Origin of the sequence: Granulicella sp. S156, from assembly GCF_009766105.1 — a bacterium.
GTDB lineage: Bacteria > Acidobacteriota > Terriglobia > Terriglobales > Acidobacteriaceae > Granulicella.
The window spans coordinates 47376-64722 of sequence record NZ_LMUH01000020.1 but is presented as its reverse complement, the minus strand read 5'-3'; the positions used below and the strand labels follow the sequence as shown (position 1 = coordinate 64722).

Genomic DNA, 17347 nt, shown 5'->3' with positions numbered 1-17347 from the left:
GCCACCCTGAGGTGGCGCGTCTGATTGATCGATCCTAGAAATACTCAATCTACGTCAGAGCCCAACAGCTACTCCGTCCCCTCCCGGGCACCTTTCCACAGATCGATCCCACCCTCTTGCGCATGGCGATCGATAGCGTCTAACTCTTCTTTCGTAAACTCCAGCTTCTTAATCGCATCGAGCGAGTTGTCGAGTTGCTCGACATTCCGCGCACCAATAAGCGCCGAAGTGACTCTCTTGTCACGCAGCACCCAGGCAATGGCCATCTGCGCCAGAGTCTGTCCGCGTCCCCGTGCCATTTCGTTCAAGGCTCGCACCTGATCGAGGTTCTTGTCATTCAGGAACGACTGCAGGAACGATCCACCCGCACCGCCCGACTTCCCGCGCGAGTTCTCCGGCACTCCCTTCAGATACTTATCCGTTAGCAGCCCCTGAGCCAGTGGAGAGAACGCAATGCAACCAACACCCAGTTCCTCCAGCGTGCCCAGCAACTCCGTTTCGATCCAGCGATTCAGCAGCGAATACGACGGCTGATGAATGAGCAGCGGCACCCCTTCGCTCTGCAGGATGCGTGCTGCCTCTCGCGTCGATTCCGGACTATAAGACGAGATCCCGACATACAACGCTTTGCCTTGCCGCACGGCATGCGCCAGCGCTCCCATGGTTTCTTCCAGGGGCACTTCAGGACTTGGCCGGTGCGAGTAGAAGATATCGACATGCTCCAGTCCCATGCGCTGCAGGCTCTCGTCGAGAGACGCCAGCAAATACTTGCGCGACCCGCCCACGCCATAGGGGCCCGGCCACATATCCCAGCCCGCCTTCGACGAGATCACGAGTTCATTTCTGTAGGGGTGAAGATCCTTTCGCAGAATATGCCCGAAGTTCTCTTCAGCCGATCCATACGGTGGCCCATAGTTATTTGCCAGGTCGAAGTGCGTCACGCCACGATCAAAGGCACGTCGAACGACGGCCCGGCCGGTCTCAAAAACATCAGTACCGCCAAAATTCTGCCATAACCCAAGCGATACAGGTGGCAATACAATTCCGGATCGCCCACACCGCCGGAACTGTGCGCCGTCATACCGCTTTGCATCGGCTACATAACTCATCTGTCCCAATCTCCTTATCGCAACTCACCGCTGACAGAATAATATCTGCCTGCGGTGAGCCGGGTTGTCTTTTGAAGCGTCTAGGGCACAACCGGCAAGCTGATGAAGCTGGCCTCGCTCGGAGTGTGCCACACACGCTGTGTTGCCTTTTGATAATCCCCTGGCTTCGCATCGAAGATGTTGGGCACAAACGTCTGCGGATTGCGATCATAGAGCGGAAATAGGCTGGATTGCACTTGCACCATCACCCGGTGTCCTGGCAGAAAGACATGATTCACCGTCGGCAGGCCAAAGCGATACAGCAAAGCCTTGTCCGGAACAATCGCCTCAGGGTGTTCAAAGCTGCTGCGATAGCGGCCCCGGAAGATATCGAGCGAGACCGACAACTCATATCCACCCATCTTCGGCTGCGAAGGTACAGTATCAGGAAAGACATCGATCAACTTCACCACCCAGTCGCTGTCGCTCCCACTGGTGGACGCGTACAGATTCACCTGGGGAGCGCCACTCAAGCGTAAGGGCTGAGTAAGCGGTTCACTCTCGTACGTGAGCACATCGGGCCGGCCATCGACGAAGCGTTGATCGGTGACGAGCCACGTACCCCATCCTTCGCCATCCTTAGTGAACACCGGACGAGGCCTGTACGGCACTGGCTTAGCAGGATTGGAGACATACTCATCGAACTTTGCCGCGGACGTATTCGGGCTGTCAAACGACAGTCCCTCATTAGCCGTCAGGTAGAGCGCACGTGTCTTCGCCGGGCAATCCGTCTCGCAGCTCAGCGGCCACGACTTGAAGTGGTCCCAGTGATTCTCGCCCGTGTTGTAGATCAGCACAGGCGGCGTGTCCGCCTTCGGAGCCCCGTCCAGCAAGTATTGATTGAAGAATGGAAGCAGCACATCACGGCGAAACTGCAGGGTGGTGTCGCCATCCCAGAGCAGCGGTCCCAGAGAAAATCCTTCATAGTTCACCTGACTGTGCCGCCACGGCCCCATCACCAGGTAGTTCTTATCGTTGGCTGTATCCTTCGGCTCGAGCGCCTTATAGCTGTGAATGGCTCCCCACATGTCTTCCTGGTCCCATAGCCCCTGAAGCCACATCGTCGGCACGGTAAGCGGTTGCGATGCGATGACCTTATCCAGGGCCTGCCCCTGCCAGAAGGCATCGTACGCGGGATGCTCTTCTACCTTCCTCCAGAACGGAAGCTGCTCAAGGCCTCCGGAGCGGGCAAAGTCACCCGCCGATCCTTTCTTCAGAAAGTTGGTGTACTCGTCATATCCCTCGCGCGGAATAGTAGGCCCGCCCTCGCGAGCCGAGGTCTGTCCCGAGAAGTAATCGAGGTTGATCTCGCGAAAGGCGCCATAGTGGAACCAGTCATCACCCATCCATCCGTCAACCATCGGACTCTCTGGAGCAGTAACCTTCAACGCCGGATGCGGATGGAGGAGAGCCATCACGACGGTGAACCCCTCGTACGAAGACCCGAGCATGCCAACTTTGCCGTTGGACTGCGTCACGTTCTTCACCAGCCAGTCGATGGTGTCATAGGCGTCCGTAGTGTCATTGGGCCCATTGGGATTGAGTGGGCCGATGGGCGGCGGCGTCATCAGATACTCGCCCTCAGAACCATACTTGCCGCGCACATCCTGGAAGACGCGGATGTAGCCAGCCTTGACGAAGACATCGTCACCCTGCGGTAGCTCGTCGAGCATATGGGGCGATTCCGTCCGGGCTGCCCGACCAGCTGCGTTATAGGGGGTACGCGTCAGAAGAATCGGAGCATGCGTGGCGCTCTTCGGAATCACAATCACCGTATAGAGCTTGACCCCATCGCGCATGGGAACCATCTCCACACGTTTCACATAGTCATAGCCCTCTTGGGGCTCAGTGAACTTCGCAGGAATATCCGGTATCGTGGTCGCAGTCTGCGCGAGAGAAGACAGCCCAGTCAGCAGGCCAGCCAAAGCAATAACAACAGATCGATGAGTGAGAGACATGGACCTTCCTTGTTCTTATGTGAGAATTTGAAGACTCATTGAATGCGACGTGACAAGCGTGGCAGCTCTGCTGCGAGCTGATTCGCAGTATACCAAGGCGAATCGAGGTGACCGCGCCATATCGGGTAAAGATGCACTAAGCTTCCATCAGGGAGAACGCCATTGCTGCTCTGGGAATTTTTTCTTCTCGCATTCAGTGCGATGCTTCCATTGATCAATCCGTTCGGAACGGCGCTGGTCTTCGTTGGCCTTGTCGGCCCCGAGCCGCCAAAGGTCTATCGATCGCTGGCGCGCAGAATCGCGATTAATAACGTCATTTTTCTCGCGATTATCGAACTCGTAGGCTCGGCGATTCTCAACTTCTTCGGCATCTCTCTCCCCATCGTGCAGGTTTCAGGCGGCATCGTCATCGCGGCTATAGGCTGGTCGCTACTAAACGAAAACGACGCCCATGCCAACGTCAAGAACAAGCAGGCGGAGATGGAAGCGCAAGCCGACGCCGGGGTTCGTGACCTCGAGCAAAAGACCTTCTACCCGTTTACGTTTCCCGTAACGTCAGGTCCAGGAACTCTCGTAGTGATGTTGACTCTCAGCGCACACGCCTCGGACCCGGTCCTCTCGAAGAATGTCCTGGGCCACCTTGGAATATTCCTTGCCGTGATTGTTCTCAGCGCGCTTGTGTACGTCTGTTATGCCTACGCCCCCAAGATCACATCATCCATCTCGGAGTCCACGGCGCATGGCATCCTGCGCGTTGTAGCTTTTATCCTGCTGAGCATTGGGGTCCAGATCGCCTGGAACGGCCTCTCCGTATTGCTAACGTCTGTCTTGAAGCGATAGTCAACGGAGCCACACCAGGGCCCAGGGAAAGCAAGCATAGCTGCTATCCTTGCTCTAATTATTCGGTGTCTGACACTACGTCCATTCCGCAACTCTATGGCCGTCGCCTGCGCGCGGTGCTGACTCAGATGCTTCTTAGCACCGGAAGCTGGGCGGAGAACCATCCTGCCGTTGGGCTTCTGGGACTTTTGCTCATCTGGGCCCTCGCGGCTCTGAAATACTCGCTTGCCTTCCCCCTTTGGCATGACGAGATCTTTACTTTCTATATCTCTCAGGCGCCAAGTCTTCACGAGCTTTTCCACCAAACTAGAAGCATCGACCTCAATCCCCCACTCTCCTACTTGCTCACACGCGCGAGCTTTAACCTCTTCGGCATAGGAACGCTGCAATGCAGGCTGCCGGAGATATTGGGCTTTGCACTCGCTATCGTGGGAACCTTCCTCTTCGTACGCCGCCGCGCCGGCAATGCGTATGGCCTGCTTGCAGCAGCACTGCTTCTCTCCGGCATACCTGCCGATCTCAGCATTCAGGCTCGACCCTATGGCCTGATGCTGGGCCTGATTGCTCTAGCTCTTGTGGCCTGGCAGGCTTCTTCCTCCGCAGAGGTTCGAAGCTATCGTTCTACACTCGCTGACGTCTTGCTGTTTGTCGCACTAGCAGCCTTGCTCCTCACCCATGTCTTTGGACTATTGGCATGGGCGGCCACTGCAGCTGGTGAGTTGGTCCAGTCCATCGAACGCAGACGCCTTGAACCTGCCAGAATCATCGCTTTCCTGCTTCCGCTCGCAGCAGTCGCCTTCTATATCCCTCTTCTTCAAAACCATGGAACATCGGCATTTCCTCCAGCGTTTCAGGCTTCACCGAATGACATATTTGAGTTCTACATCACTCACATTGCGCGCGAGCTCATCTGCATCTGGCTTTCGGCGCTGACGATCATCCTGCTGGCAGGCCGCTCCTGGCTACGAGGAAGCCCCACGTTCTTCCTGACACGCCCCGAGTGGGTCGTCACCTCCGGACTCATCGCTATCCCCTTCGTCATTATCTTTCGGCTGATGGCGCTGCACGCCGCGTTCTTCGATCGCTATGGCACCGCCGGAACAATTGGAATCTTTATTCTCTTTGCAGTCTTCTTCTGCTGGTGGTCCGGTTCCCGGCCTGCATCCGCTGTCGTCGCTGCGCTCATTGCCCTGCTCATCTCGAGTCGTATCCCCGATGCGATCACCGCCGCGACCCAGGGACAGATATTTCGTCACACCGAGCCTGCTGCTGTCTTGCTAAATCCCGTTGCGCTCCCCGACCCATCCCTTCCCCTCGTTGACGCCTCCGGCCTTACTTTCCTGGAGATGAACCGCCGCGAACCTATCCAGCTCCTCAACCGCACGTACTATCTTGTGGGCGGTTCCGCAGCCATTCAGTACGCGCATGCCAGTATCTTTGAAGGCATGGCCCTCGAAGCGAAGCTCTTCCACCTTCGCGGACAGGTAGAGACCTACTCACAGTTTCTCCGGGAGCACCCGCGCTTTTATGTCTTCGGCACCTACGAATATCCTGAAGACTGGTTGCTCCGCAAACTCCAGGCCGACGGAGCCACTCTCCGCCGGCTTGGAGATGTGGACTCATCCTATAAAAACCACGAGCTCTACGAAGTAACGATGCCCGCTGTGAAAGCAAACCCCTGAGAGGAACCTCGAGACAAATGCCACAGTCATCCCAACTCTCTCATCAAACTCTGCTCTTTGACGCGGACGACACCTTGTGGGAGAACAACATCTACTTCGAGCGCGCGATTGCGGCGTTCATCTCCTATCTCGACCACCGCGTGCACTCACCCGAGGAAGTACGGGAGCACCTGTTCACCTGCGAACGCGCCACAATCGCCGTGCATGGCTATGGCGTGCAGAGCTTCCGGCGATCCCTGGTCGACTGCTTCGAACAGTTGAGCGATGCGCCCATCACGCCCGAGCGGCACACGCGCATCGTGTCCTTCACCGAAGCCATCGCGGCGCAGGAGATCGAGTTGCTGCCTGATGTCGTGGAGACGCTCCAGGAGCTGCGTAGCCGCCACCGCCTGATCATGGTGACCAAAGGCAACTTCGAAGAACAAACCGCTAAAGTGGAGCGCTCTGGCCTGCGCGATTTTTTCAGCGCCGTCGAGATCCCTCCGGAGAAGAACGTCGCAGCCTATCGCGAACTGACGGCCCGGCATGGATGCGATCCAGCGACAACGTGGATGATCGGCAACTCGCCAAAATCGGATATCAACCCAGCACTCGGAGCGGGATTGAATGCAATCTTTCTGCCGCACGACTTCACGTGGGCCTTGGAACACGAGGTCGTAGACCAGCCGCGAGGGAACACACAGTTACTGGAACTGAACAGGTTTGCGGAGCTAACGCGCTACTTTTGAGGCGACCATCGCCCGGTTGAAATCTGTTTTTCTTTTTCAGAATTTGCACCCTGAAAATCCGGACCGAATACCTCGACATAAGTGCTATACTAACTTTCGGATTGCACGTCACTCCTGCCGCACCTCAACGTGTGTCAGGCCCATGCGGAGGTGGCGAAATTGGCAGACGCACTAGCTTGAGGTGCTAGCGCCGCAAGGCATAGGGGTTCAAGTCCCCTCCTCCGCACCAATCCAAAGAATTTGCAATATAAATAAGGCCAACCCTAACCGGTTGGCCTTCATTTCGTCTTTATAACCAGTGCTTCTGAGAAGCAGGTTTGAACCCGCTCCGATCGGAGCATGAGAGGATTCTGTATGAGTAATTTCATTCCCAAAGCAGGCGGAGTCAAGGTAGGCGGGCTGAGCCGGAAAGCACAGAAGCTGCAGGCAGCACGCGAAAAGGCCGCCAACGTTAAGACTGGCGCAAAGCCCGTTCCTGTAGCATCCGTGGCATCGTTTAAAGCTAAAGATTCGTTCGCCGGCACAAAGAAGACGACCTTCCAACGCAAAGCTGTCTAGCGAAGCAGCACAGGACGTTCGCTCAGTCCGTCTCCAACACATCGGAGGGCCAGTCCAGTGGACTGGCCCTCTTTAGGTTTCGCTGGAATCATCCTGCAAGCGAATCAAGGCACTTGATTCTTGTACTGGTCCCAATTTTGCAAAATAGCCGACACCACCACGCTGCCAACCCTATAGTTGGCGTCCAGCGCGGGAAGGTAGCCGGGCGAGCTTGCCAGATTGTCAAAGAGGCTCTTCTCGGCCGAAACGCCCGGCGGAGGCATCACGAAGTTGCTGGTCGTACGGAGAACAAGAAGCCGTTTCGCATCGATACGCCCAAGCTTATCCAACTGCTGTATCGCAAGAACAATTCCCTGGTCTTCGCAATCCGACACAGCCAGAGAGCCGGAACCCCTTGTATAGAGTCGAACCCAGTCCTCGGCCCAACGGGTCATGATCGCTCCATGCCAGAAGTGGTCTGTGCCGAGACTATCCCCTTCCAGAACAGAAGGTTTCAACTGTGCCTCGGGGAAGTCTTTGAAGCGCAATCGTTGCGCCGCTAGAGCCTCATCGTCAGGGAGCTTTACAGCTTTCGTAAGTTGGTAGGCCCAATCGACCAAGGACGGGTTGAGATTGTAGACAATTCTTCCGACACCTCCGGCACCGTCGTCGGAAACTCCTGCCGCAGGCGCTGAATCGACGTTGGCAGGCACCTTGCCTGGTTCAGTAGCCCCCAGGGCAATCGTTCCATATGGCCAGGAGGCTGGCGTCTCGCGGCTGTCAATCTCGAAGGCAGGATCGCCATCAACGATCTGGCGTATCCACACAGCACTCGCCACGGTGACTTGATGGGGATCAGCCCCACCGATTCCGCTTAGCAGAAAATAAGTCTGCCGCAGATCGAATCGCGGATCCATAGCCAGCGCCATGATCTGCAGGGCCGACCGCGAAGTCGTTCCACTGATCATGGCGTAGAGACCTTTTCCGTTGGTCAATATCGGATGATCGATTCCCTGCACCTTGATCGCTTGGTCGAGATGCTCCCGCTCCACCCAGTACTGCAGTTCGCCCGGAACATCTCCTCGATCCTTGCCCGTCTCGTACGTTGCGATGACGAGAACCCGTGGCTTGATCAAATCTGCTCCATACCCGAACGACGGAAAGAGGAGCAGGGCGAAAGCAACGACCAATGAACAGTAGAGACGAATCTCATTTCCTGCGAACGAATCTTCGTTGCTCAATCCACCCCACCTTATCTATGACGTTTTCTTCGGAATCGCCAATAAAGCTACCGTTAAACTCTCTTTTTCAATCACAAGATATCGGTGCTGGTCTCCGGTTGGAAGTCACCCTTCATCGTGACGAGATCGTCGTCCTTCGTCTCTCGTATGGAAAGCAGTCCGAGGAACGTCAATACCGCCGCCGCAGAGAGATAGTAGCCGACGTACTGAAGTCCGTACGTTTTGGCCAGCCATGTGGCGATGTACGGTGCCAGAGAAGCTCCTACAATTCCGGCAAGGCTAAATGCCAGAGAGCTTCCGGTGTAACGCACCGGTGTCGGAAAGAGTTCGGAGATTACCGTACCGAGTGGCCCATAGGTGAGGCCCATCAACGAGAGCCCCAGGGCCATCATCACGACTGCGCCAGTCGTGCCGGCAGCAAATATAGGAGCCATGACCAAACCGAAGATACCAATCAGCAGCGTGACCCAGAGCATGACACGTCGCCGACCGCGCTCCGCCAATACTGCGGAGATAGGAATAGTCACCGCGAAGAACGAGACGTCGAACAACTGCATCAGCAAAAACTTGCCGCGGCTAAAGCCGAGCGCTGTCGTCCCCCAGGACAGCGCGAAGACGGTCATGAGGTAGAAGAGAACGAACGTGGCAAGGCACACCGCGATTCCTGCGATAAGCGCCCTGGTATGGTCACGAAAGACCGCCAGCATTGGCAGCTTTACCTGCTCGCCCCGCTCAAGAGTCTTCTGGAACACCGGAGTCTCTGTGATCGTTAGCCGAACATACAGACCGAGAAATACCAGCACAGCGCTTGCCAGGAACGGGAGTCGCCAACCAAAGGCGAAGAACTGTTTATCGGTAAGCCAGCGGGAGAGCACCAGAAAGACGCCACCGGAGAGGAAGAACCCAATAGGTGCACCGAGCTGTGGGAACATACCATACCAGGCCCGCTTGTTGGGCGGCGCATTCTCAATCGCCAGCAGCACCGCTCCACCCCACTCACCACCAAGACCAAGTCCTTGTCCAAAGCGGCATAGCGCCAGAAGCAGCGACGCAGCAAAACCGATCGTATGGTACGTCGGCAATGCACCGATGGCGACAGTTGAGATCCCCATCGTAGAGAGCGCGATGACCAGCGTTGTCTTACGTCCAATGCGGTCGCCAAAGTGACCGAAGAGCGCTGAACCGACAGGTCGTGCCAGAAAGGCGATGCCAAAGGTCGCCAGCGAGGCCAGCATAGCGGAGGCTGGATTAGACGCCGGGAAGAACAGCTTGGGAAAGACGAGCACCGCTGCCGTCGCATAGATATAGAAGTCGAAGAACTCGATCGTTGTGCCGATCAGGCTGGCGAACAGGACCTGACGCGGCGAGTTGATCGACTTATGCGTCGGGGCAGCGGTTGTGTTCATGGAATCTCCGATCTAACGTCTTCTGTATCTCGTGCAGCTTTTAGTTCCTGGTACTTTTCAGAACGTCCGCGGTAACCAGTTATGGCCACACATTGCCCGTCGTCCAGCACTGCCACCTAGGTCATCCTGTCTCTGTTCTGCCCATTCTCTCAAATCGACAGCAGGGCGGCTATTCCTGGCAAGCCAATACCCTATAGCCACGCATCTGAGTGATGAATGCGAATGTATTACCGTGGTGATATCGACCTGAACGCTTCTCGCTATTTGCGCCCCCTATGAATTCACCTGATTCCGTCCCCAATTCTTCGCGGTTCTTCCATCCCTCTGTAGCGAGCAAGCGTCTTTTGCCGTGGCTGGTCGCGGTCGCCTTCTTTATGGAGTCGCTGGACACGACCATCCTGAACACCGCCGTGCCCGCCATCTCATCGGCACTCAAAGTGGGCCCGCTCAGCATGAAGTCCGTTCTGGCCAGCTACACGTTGAGCCTCGCGGTCTTTATTCCCATCAGCGGCTGGATGGCCGATCGCTTCGGAACGCGTCGCGTATTCGCGTCAGCCATCGGTCTTTTTACGCTCGGATCATTTCTCTGCGGCATATCGAGCAATATCCATTTGCTGGTCGCTTGTCGAGTGCTTCAAGGCTGCGGCGGCGCGATGATGGTCCCGGTGGGCCGCCTCACTCTGGTCCGGACGTTCGCCAAATCCGACCTTCTGCGCGCCATGAGCTTTGTGTCCATACCGTCTTTAGTCGCCCCTATGCTCGGGCCTGTTGCAGGCGGCCTGATCGTCGGCTACCTCCATTGGCGGTTCATCTTTTTCCTGAATATTCCGATCGGCATATTCGGCTTAATGTTGGTCTATCTGCATCTGCCGGACTATCGCGAAGAACACACGAACCCGCTCGATATCGTCGGATTGATCCTCTTCGGCTCCGGCGTGGCACTGCTGTCGTATGTGCTGGAGATCTTCGGGGAGCACGCACTGAGCTCCCGCGAAATCTCCGGAATGCTCGTTATCTCGCTCGTATTGCTTGCCGGCTACGGCCTTCATGCGAAGAGCATTGCGCACCCTTTGCTGCAGCTAAGCCTCTTCAGCATCCGTACGTTCCGCGCTTCGGTAAGCGGCAACTTCTTTACTCGCCTGGGAATTGGCGGAGTGCCGTTTCTCTTGCCGCTTCTCTATCAGGTGGGGCTGGGCTTTTCTCCCATTCAGTCGGGACTGCTCATCATGCCCCAGGCCATAGCCGCCATGAGCATGAAGGTAATCATGCCCCGTCTTCTGTCCCTCCTCGGCTACCGCGGGGTGCTGATCTCCAATACCGTGATCATCGGGCTACTGTTGCTAGGATTTGCGACCATAGGGGTCCACACTCCGATCTGGCTCATTGTTCTTCAGGCGTTCCTCTATGGAGCGTTCACCTCGTTGCAGTACACGAGCATGAATACGCTCGTATATGCCGACATCACGGAGGAACAAACCAGCAGTGCGAGCTCCATTGCGAGCACCGCACAGCAGATGTCGATCAGCTTTGGCGTTGCGGCGGCCGGTCTTGCCACGGCATTCTTTATTCCCGCAACCCATTCCAACTCGATCGAAATGATTCATGGGATTCACGAGGCATTTCTCGTTCTCGGCGGCATGACCGTCCTCTCCACCATCGTCTTCCGAACACTCAAGTCCGGAGACGGGGATACCGTTAGTCAACGAAAGGTCGTCCATGTGGGCGCCTGATCCTCACGAGAAACAGGCACCGGCTTGGGCCGTTACAACGCCAGTGATACACTTTGTATTGGGTTGCGGGGCTACCGTCGCAAGGCGTAGTAGTTCTTTCCCACAACGACCCAACAAGTTTCAGGACTCTGCCGCAGTTGCGGCCCGAAGGCAATACACGAACCAATGATCATTCTTCTCGTTATCCTGCACGTCATCGTCTGCTTGTTCCTTATCGGCGTTGTTCTTCTGCAACAGGGCAAGTCGGCCGACCTCGCCGGAGCCTTCGGCGGCCAGGGTTCACAGACGGCCTTCGGCCCTCGTGGTGCGGCCAACCTGTTGACTCGCCTGACTACCTGGTCCGCGATCATCTTCATGCTGACCTCCATCGGCCTCACGATCATGATGTCGCGCACCAGCGGCAACCGCTCGGTGCTTTCCGACACTCCCTCAAGCCAGACGATACCGGCCAAGAAGTAGCCGAATCTTTGACACCCCAAGCGCAGGCTATCCGCCTGCGCTTTTGTTTTGGAGCCCCATGATTCGCGAAACACTGGCTGTAGGACTTCTCGGATGCAACTGCACGGTGCTCGGCGATGAAGAATCGCACGAGGCCATCGTCGTCGATCCTGGTTACGATATCCCCCGCATCCTTGCGGTGCTTGCGAAACATCAGCTCACCGTGAAGCAGATTGTGGTGACACACGCACACATCGATCACATCGCCAGCGCATTGGACTTGAAGCAGATCACCGGAGCGCCCATCCTCTATAGCCAGGCCGATCTCCCCCTCGTCGCCATGATGGACATGCAGGCTGGGTGGCTCAATCTCGCGGTGCCGAAGGTTATGCCGCCTGACCATTCCCCCGAGGATGGCGAACAGGTAAGCGTACGAGGTATCGACGCTACGGTGTTGCACACTCCCGGCCACACCGAAGGCAGCCTCTGTCTGCATGTTCCTGCGGCCAATCTATTGCTGGCGGGAGACACACTCTTTGCAGGTGGAGTGGGCCGCACCGATCTGCCCGGCGGCAATACCGAGAAGCTGTTAGGGAGCATTCGTGAGCGTCTGCTTCCGTTGCCCGATGCGACCCAGGTGATTCCCGGTCACGGGCCGGCAACCACCATCGCCCGGGAACGGGCTACGAACCCGTTCTTGATCTGACATCGTCTGTTGGGAAATGCCGTAAATGACGATAAAACTCCGGAACGGCCTGTGCGAATATCGCACAGGCTTTAGTCGATGGGCAAGAACGCGAGACCTCGTTCCCAGATCGGTAATGGCGTCAGAAGGCTGAGCACGGCACGGCCTTCGGGCAAGCCATAGAACTCACCCGGCTGCACGACGACACCTTGCTTCAGAGCCGCTTCCGCAAACGGTCTTCCCTTCACCGTTCGAGGCACTCGCAGTACCACCGTCCACCCGCCTTGCATCACGAGTCTGTTCGCCTGTGTCCCGGGTAGCCGTGCATCGAGCACAGCCAGATTGGTTTGCATTCGCGTACGAATCTGTTGCTGCAACTCTTCCCGTCCGGCCAGCCAATGCGGCAACGCCTGCTGCATCGGAGCGTTCATCGAGAGGAATGTGTCGGCGATGACCTCCATGCGCGCCATTGCGCGGGCCACGGCATCGTCAGGACCGTTCGCTGCAATCCAGGACACCTTCATCTGCGGCAGGCCACAGACTTTGCTCAAGCCACTGAGAACGAAGGTCAGCGCTTGTGAGTGGCCTGCGACAAAGCTGCGTGGTCTGATCTCTTCCACTGGATAGTCTAGAAAGACTTCGTCTACGATCAGCGCGAGATCACGCCGGGCGCACAGCTCGTCCAGGGCCGCACGCTCAACCTCAGAGGCAAAGTTCCCCGTCGGATTATTCGGATGGACGACGACGATAGCGCGCGTTCGCGGCGTTATGGCTTGCTCCAACGCGTGCAGATCGATATGCCATCCATAGTCGTAGAGCAGCGGGTACTCGACGAGCCGCACATCGTCCAAGCGTGCGATGAAATCGAAGAGCGGATAGCTTGGGCGCGCGATCAGTACTTCATCGCCCGGATCGCAGAGCAGCCGAAAGAGAAAGCTGTAGGCCTCGCTGGTGCTGGTCGTCAGGCAGATGCGCTCTACGGCAACGTCAGCCCCCGCGTCGCGATAGTATTGCGCGACGGCAGCTCGAGCCGTTGTCCTGCCGAGCGGATCGGGCTCGTAGTGCATCGCTTCCAACTGGCTCAGCGGCTTCAATAACGTTTCAGTGTCGTAGAGAAAACCACAGTCCGTAGGATTGGATACGGTCAGGTCGAGAAGTTCGGTGCCAGCAGCGCGCGCCGCACGCACAGCCACGGCGAAGTCGTTCTCGGCAAGGTCCCAATTGGTTCGTGTCGAAAAATTCATGGTACTTCTCTGATCCTACGCGTCCACACCCCCTTCCCTTACAATCGCCGAACAATGTCTTCTACTGTTCCAACGATCAACGCCGTCCTCTTCGACTTCGGAATGGTACTCACCACTCCCCCTGATCCCGCTTCGTGGGAGCGGTTGAAAGCTGTCTTCTCCGCCGATGAAGCGAGCTTCCATAAAGCGTACTGGAAGCATCGCGACGACTACGACCGCGGCACGCTGAAGAGTCACAGCTACTGGCTTGAAGTCGCTAACGATCTGCATAAGCCGCTGGGGCCTGAAGCGCTGCGCGAGCTGATTGCGGCAGACATCGCCCTCTGGACACAGCCCAATCAAGTGATGATCGACTGGGCTGCAAACCTGCAACGTGCGGGCATTAAGACCGGAATTCTTTCCAATATGCCGGATGCCATGGAGGTAGGAATTCGGGATACCTTTGCCTGGATAGAGAATTTCGATCATCACACGTGGTCACACAGGCTGCTGCTCGCTAAACCGGAGGCCGCAATCTATCGCCACGCAGCCGAAGGCCTGGCCCTGCCCCCTGCGGAGATTCTGTTCATCGACGATCGCGAGGAGAATATCGAGGCAGCTGTGGCTGTTGGAATGCAGGCGATTCAATATACGAATCACGATACGTTCGTTCAGGAGATGAACGAGCGAGAGTTTGGGCCACTGCTGAATCCTGTGGGAAAGAACAGGCAATAGCAAAAGTATTGACGCAACGTTCGCAACGAAAAGAGCCAGGTTTCGCCACGGGATCGGTGGCAAAACCTGGCTCATCCGGCAAACTTTGCGTCAAGGCCTTTAGATGGACTTTTAGCGCTTCACCGTCTCCAACGGAACCGCTTCCTGCCCCACGATCTCGATGCCAAACCCCTGCAACGCCGGTACATGGGTGCGGTGGTTGCTCAGCAGCTTGATCTTCCGAATGCCAAGGTCGGAGAGAATTTGCCCGCCAAGCCCAACCTGGCGCAGAATACGCTGCTCCTTGTCACCCGCTCTTTCGCTGCTGCGGCCTTCACGATGGAAACACAGCCGGCCAGGTTGCACCGTGCGATCGATTCCGAATCCGCGCTGCGTGTGATGGAGATAGATCAACGCTCCACGACCGGCTTCAGCAATGGCTCGTAACGAACCCTCGACGGTCGCACGGCAGTCGCACAAGCTTGCGCCGAAGATGTTTCCCGCAAGACAGTGAGTATGCACGCGCACCAGCACAGGATGGTCGGCCGTACCTTCATCGACGTCGCCATACACGAGGGCGACATGCGATTCGCCGCCCTCCACTTCACTTTCATAGGCGATCATGCGGAACTCGCCATAGGCAGTCGGCAGTTGCGCCTCAGCGACACGCTTTACATAACGCTCATGTTGCAGCCGGTAGCGAATCACCTCAGCCACAGTGACCATCTTCAGGCCATGCACCGTGCAGAATTCGATGAGATCGGGCACACGCGCCATCGTGCCGTCTTCGTTCATGATCTCGCAGATAACGCCTGCTGGAATCAGTCCAGCCATGCGCGCCAGATCGACCGACGCTTCCGTCTGCCCAGCGCGAACCAGCACACCACCCTTGCGCGCCCGCAGCGGGAAGACATGGCCAGGACGAGCCAGATCCTGCGCTGTCGTCGACGGGCTGATAGCCACCTGGATCGTATGCGCGCGGTCGGCTGCGGAGATACCGGTCGTCACGCCCTCACGCGCTTCAATGGACTCCGTAAACGCCGTTCCAAAGCGCGAGGTGTTGTCCTGGGTCATGGGCCCAAGCCGAAGCGCATCGGCTCGTTCTTCCGTCAGGGTCAAACAGATGAGGCCACGACCGAACTTGGCCATGAAATTGATCGCTTCGGGCGTGCAGAACTCCGCTGCCAGAGTCAGGTCGCCTTCGTTTTCGCGGTCCTCGTCGTCAACCACGATGACCATCCGCCCAGCCTTCAACTCCGCGACCGCTTCTGCTACATCTACAAAGCCATTGCCAAGCTCTGCCATATCGTTCCTTGCTCCAAATGAAGGAAAGGGCCGCCCTTTCGGACGGCCCATAAGTGGTTTGTCGTTACAGTGTCGACTCGATCTCGAAGCCCCAGGCCTCGAGCAACGCTTCGGGGATGTACTTGGAGTTCTTGTTGCGGCGAGCCCACTCGCGCAACCGCGTCGACCGGATGTACTGGTCGGGCGTCAGCTTGTACTCTTTGACGACCTGCTCGAACGATGTGATGGTAGGGACGACGGGGCCGATCGGCTCCGGCTTGCCCCAATTGGGATTGCCACGGCGTTTTGCCATGTAAGAAGTTCCTCGCTTTCCACGCAACGGTTGGCGGAAATAACGCCTAACACGCAACTCCTTATTCTACCTCAGACAGGAAGGTGGAGAACAAAACTAGCCCCCGGCGAGGCAAACGCATCTTATTTCCTAGTTTCCCAGCAAATTTCGTGGCGGACAGCCAAAAAGCCTTGACGCAGAGGGCGCAGAGGAAAAACGCAAAGGCCGCTACGACACCCTCTGCGACCTTTGCGAAACCTGCGCGTTAGGGCTTTTGCTGTTGATTGTTCTTCCTGTGTGCTGGTTGAAATTTAGAGGCGTTTGCCCCGGCTCCCTACGGGGCTCAGCTTGACAACATACCAACCGGTTGGTTTTACTACTGCCGTGCCCCTCGAAACCCAAAAACGCGATGCCCATGCGACCCGAGTCCGCTTCCTTCAGGCCGGATTCATGGAGTTCTATACCAATAGCTTTCAGGGCGGAAGCATAAGCCACATTGTGGAGCAGTCGGGATCGACCAAGGGTGCCCTCTTCCACCACTTCGCCGGAAAGCAACAGCTGGGCTATGCCGTGGTGGACGAGATCATAGGGCCTCTGCTTTTACAGCGGTGGCTTTCGCGTCTCGCCAACACGAACGATCCCATCGAGGTACTGGTCGCCACCTTCCGCAAATATGTGCAGGAGGATATTACAACCGGACACTTTGTGAATGGGTGCCCGCTTAACAATCTGGCCCAGGAGATGTCACCTCTGGATCCCGGATTTCACCAGCGTATCGATGGTCTATACGCAAGTTGGCGAACGGGAATCGCGGAGGCCCTTGCTCGCGGTATCGCTACGGGCACCGTGCGCAGCGACGTGCAGCCCCAGAGTGTTGCCGCTCTTATCGTCGCAGCGCAAATGGGAATCTGGGGTACCGGAAAAAGTTCGCAGAACGCGACGCAGATGCGTACGGCTGCAGAGGGGCTCTATACGTACCTGGAAAGTCTGCGCAGCATAAAACCATCCAACGAGGAGGCACGATGAAACTGATCACGTATCTGAATTTTGGAGGCAACTGCGCGGAGGCTTTTCACTTTTACGAAGAGCATCTGGGCGGCAAGATCCTCAACTCCATGAAGCACGGCGAATCACCAGTTGCTGAGCATCGGCAGCCAGGGTGGGAGGATAAGGTGCTCAACGCCACCCTCCAACTCGGCGAGACCGTGCTGATGGGCGCCGACATCCCTCCCAACCTGTTCCAGCCCATGCGCAGCGTTTACATGACCCTCATGATCGACACGAAGGAGGAAACGGAGCGCATCTACAAGATCCTCATCGATGGCGGAGAGATCCTGATGCCTCTCTCGGAGCAGTTATTCGCCGGTGCCTTCGCGCAGTGCCGCGACCGCTTCGGCGTGAATTGGATGTTGCTGGGAGCCATGAAGCAGAGCTGATCTGC

Annotated in this window: 17 protein-coding genes and 1 tRNA gene; 11 read left to right on the top strand and 7 right to left on the bottom strand. The window is 57.0% G+C overall.

The window, feature by feature from the left end:
- Positions 1 to 68: 68 nt before the first annotated feature.
- Together mgrA and GSQ91_RS15040 are read right to left on the bottom strand one after the other, a co-directional pair.
- Positions 69 to 1109 (bottom strand): L-glyceraldehyde 3-phosphate reductase, encoded by a 1041-nt coding sequence (mgrA, locus tag GSQ91_RS15045; protein WP_158822581.1) that lies wholly within the window; start codon positions 1107 to 1109, stop codon positions 69 to 71.
- Positions 1110 to 1189: 80 nt separating this feature from the next.
- On the bottom strand, positions 1190 to 3106 hold the full coding sequence (locus GSQ91_RS15040) for a CocE/NonD family hydrolase (protein ID WP_158822580.1): 1917 nt from the start codon (positions 3104 to 3106) through the stop codon (positions 1190 to 1192).
- 162 nt (positions 3107 to 3268) lie between these two features.
- On the opposite strand from GSQ91_RS15040, the gene GSQ91_RS15035 reads away from it, so the two are divergent.
- The 5 genes from GSQ91_RS15035 (at position 3269) to GSQ91_RS15015 (ending at position 6914) form a co-directional block, all read left to right on the top strand.
- Positions 3269 to 3946, top strand: coding sequence for a MarC family protein (locus GSQ91_RS15035; protein ID WP_158822579.1), 678 nt, complete (start codon positions 3269 to 3271; stop codon positions 3944 to 3946).
- A 65-nt stretch (positions 3947 to 4011) separates the two neighbouring features.
- Positions 4012 to 5628: a glycosyltransferase family 39 protein gene (locus tag GSQ91_RS15030; RefSeq protein ID WP_158822578.1), complete on the top strand. Its 1617-nt coding sequence runs from the start codon at positions 4012 to 4014 to the stop codon at positions 5626 to 5628.
- Positions 5629 to 5645: 17 nt separating this feature from the next.
- Complete coding sequence (locus tag GSQ91_RS15025; protein WP_158822577.1) at positions 5646 to 6356, top strand: HAD family hydrolase; 711 nt, start codon at positions 5646 to 5648, stop codon at positions 6354 to 6356.
- A gap of 144 nt (positions 6357 to 6500) precedes the next feature.
- Positions 6501 to 6585, top strand: a tRNA-Leu gene (locus tag GSQ91_RS15020).
- A 125-nt stretch (positions 6586 to 6710) separates the two neighbouring features.
- Positions 6711 to 6914 carry a hypothetical protein gene (locus GSQ91_RS15015; protein WP_158822576.1) on the top strand — a complete coding sequence of 68 codons (204 nt, stop codon included), beginning with the start codon at positions 6711 to 6713 and terminating at the stop codon, positions 6912 to 6914.
- Positions 6915 to 7018: 104 nt separating this feature from the next.
- Here the strand turns inward: GSQ91_RS15015 and GSQ91_RS15010 are convergent, their stop codons facing one another.
- The gene (locus GSQ91_RS15010) at positions 7019 to 8134 is read right to left on the bottom strand and encodes a purine nucleoside permease (RefSeq protein WP_158822575.1); all 1116 of its coding nucleotides are present in this window, start codon (positions 8132 to 8134) and stop codon (positions 7019 to 7021) included.
- 71 nt (positions 8135 to 8205) lie between these two features.
- Positions 8206 to 9540, bottom strand: coding sequence for an MFS transporter (locus GSQ91_RS15005; RefSeq protein WP_158822574.1), 1335 nt, complete (start codon positions 9538 to 9540; stop codon positions 8206 to 8208).
- Positions 9541 to 9815: 275 nt separating this feature from the next.
- On the opposite strand from GSQ91_RS15005, the gene GSQ91_RS15000 reads away from it, so the two are divergent.
- From GSQ91_RS15000 to GSQ91_RS14990, 3 genes are all read left to right on the top strand, one after another.
- Positions 9816 to 11270 (top strand): DHA2 family efflux MFS transporter permease subunit, encoded by a 1455-nt coding sequence (locus GSQ91_RS15000; RefSeq protein ID WP_158822573.1) that lies wholly within the window; start codon positions 9816 to 9818, stop codon positions 11268 to 11270.
- Positions 11271 to 11435: 165 nt separating this feature from the next.
- Complete coding sequence (gene secG, locus GSQ91_RS14995; protein WP_158822572.1) at positions 11436 to 11729, top strand: preprotein translocase subunit SecG; 294 nt, start codon at positions 11436 to 11438, stop codon at positions 11727 to 11729.
- 58 nt (positions 11730 to 11787) lie between these two features.
- A complete protein-coding gene (locus tag GSQ91_RS14990) occupies positions 11788 to 12414 on the top strand; it encodes an MBL fold metallo-hydrolase (RefSeq protein ID WP_158822571.1) in 627 nt (208 codons plus the stop codon).
- A gap of 71 nt (positions 12415 to 12485) precedes the next feature.
- Here the strand turns inward: GSQ91_RS14990 and GSQ91_RS14985 are convergent, their stop codons facing one another.
- The gene (locus GSQ91_RS14985) at positions 12486 to 13637 is read right to left on the bottom strand and encodes a pyridoxal phosphate-dependent aminotransferase (protein ID WP_158822570.1); all 1152 of its coding nucleotides are present in this window, start codon (positions 13635 to 13637) and stop codon (positions 12486 to 12488) included.
- A 54-nt stretch (positions 13638 to 13691) separates the two neighbouring features.
- Between GSQ91_RS14985 and GSQ91_RS14980 the strand changes: the two genes are divergently transcribed.
- The gene (locus tag GSQ91_RS14980) at positions 13692 to 14351 is read left to right on the top strand and encodes an HAD family phosphatase (protein ID WP_158822569.1); all 660 of its coding nucleotides are present in this window, start codon (positions 13692 to 13694) and stop codon (positions 14349 to 14351) included.
- A gap of 111 nt (positions 14352 to 14462) precedes the next feature.
- On the opposite strand, the gene ribB is transcribed toward GSQ91_RS14980, so the two are convergent.
- Both ribB and GSQ91_RS14970 read right to left on the bottom strand, forming a co-directional pair.
- Entirely contained in the window at positions 14463 to 15635 is a 1173-nt protein-coding gene (ribB, locus tag GSQ91_RS14975) for a 3,4-dihydroxy-2-butanone-4-phosphate synthase (protein ID WP_158822568.1), read from the bottom strand.
- A gap of 64 nt (positions 15636 to 15699) precedes the next feature.
- Positions 15700 to 15927, bottom strand: coding sequence for a hypothetical protein (locus GSQ91_RS14970; protein ID WP_158822567.1), 228 nt, complete (start codon positions 15925 to 15927; stop codon positions 15700 to 15702).
- A 327-nt stretch (positions 15928 to 16254) separates the two neighbouring features.
- On the opposite strand from GSQ91_RS14970, the gene GSQ91_RS14965 reads away from it, so the two are divergent.
- Both GSQ91_RS14965 and GSQ91_RS14960 read left to right on the top strand, forming a co-directional pair.
- Entirely contained in the window at positions 16255 to 16932 is a 678-nt protein-coding gene (locus tag GSQ91_RS14965; protein WP_158822566.1) for a TetR/AcrR family transcriptional regulator, read from the top strand.
- Complete coding sequence (locus GSQ91_RS14960) at positions 16929 to 17342, top strand: VOC family protein (protein WP_158822565.1); 414 nt, start codon at positions 16929 to 16931, stop codon at positions 17340 to 17342. Before GSQ91_RS14965 ends, GSQ91_RS14960 begins: the two co-directional genes overlap by 4 nt.
- Positions 17343 to 17347: the final 5 nt, after the last annotated feature.

What these genes read in the sequence shown, in the direction of transcription:
- mgrA (WP_158822581.1), bottom strand. Translation starts at nt 1,109, where the DNA reads ATGAGTTATGTAGCCGATGCAAAGCGGTATGACGGCGCACAGTTCCGG.
- GSQ91_RS15040 (WP_158822580.1), bottom strand. Translation starts at nt 3,106, where the DNA reads ATGTCTCTCACTCATCGATCTGTTGTTATTGCTTTGGCTGGCCTGCTG.
- GSQ91_RS15025 (WP_158822577.1), top strand. Translation starts at nt 5,646, where the DNA reads ATGCCACAGTCATCCCAACTCTCTCATCAAACTCTGCTCTTTGACGCG.
- GSQ91_RS15015 (WP_158822576.1), top strand. Translation starts at nt 6,711, where the DNA reads ATGAGTAATTTCATTCCCAAAGCAGGCGGAGTCAAGGTAGGCGGGCTG.
- GSQ91_RS15005 (WP_158822574.1), bottom strand. Translation starts at nt 9,540, where the DNA reads ATGAACACAACCGCTGCCCCGACGCATAAGTCGATCAACTCGCCGCGT.
- GSQ91_RS15000 (WP_158822573.1), top strand. Translation starts at nt 9,816, where the DNA reads ATGAATTCACCTGATTCCGTCCCCAATTCTTCGCGGTTCTTCCATCCC.
- secG (WP_158822572.1), top strand. Translation starts at nt 11,436, where the DNA reads ATGATCATTCTTCTCGTTATCCTGCACGTCATCGTCTGCTTGTTCCTT.
- GSQ91_RS14990 (WP_158822571.1), top strand. Translation starts at nt 11,788, where the DNA reads ATGATTCGCGAAACACTGGCTGTAGGACTTCTCGGATGCAACTGCACG.
- GSQ91_RS14985 (WP_158822570.1), bottom strand. Translation starts at nt 13,637, where the DNA reads ATGAATTTTTCGACACGAACCAATTGGGACCTTGCCGAGAACGACTTC.
- GSQ91_RS14980 (WP_158822569.1), top strand. Translation starts at nt 13,692, where the DNA reads ATGTCTTCTACTGTTCCAACGATCAACGCCGTCCTCTTCGACTTCGGA.
- ribB (WP_158822568.1), bottom strand. Translation starts at nt 15,635, where the DNA reads ATGGCAGAGCTTGGCAATGGCTTTGTAGATGTAGCAGAAGCGGTCGCG.
- GSQ91_RS14970 (WP_158822567.1), bottom strand. Translation starts at nt 15,927, where the DNA reads ATGGCAAAACGCCGTGGCAATCCCAATTGGGGCAAGCCGGAGCCGATC.
- GSQ91_RS14960 (WP_158822565.1), top strand. Translation starts at nt 16,929, where the DNA reads ATGAAACTGATCACGTATCTGAATTTTGGAGGCAACTGCGCGGAGGCT.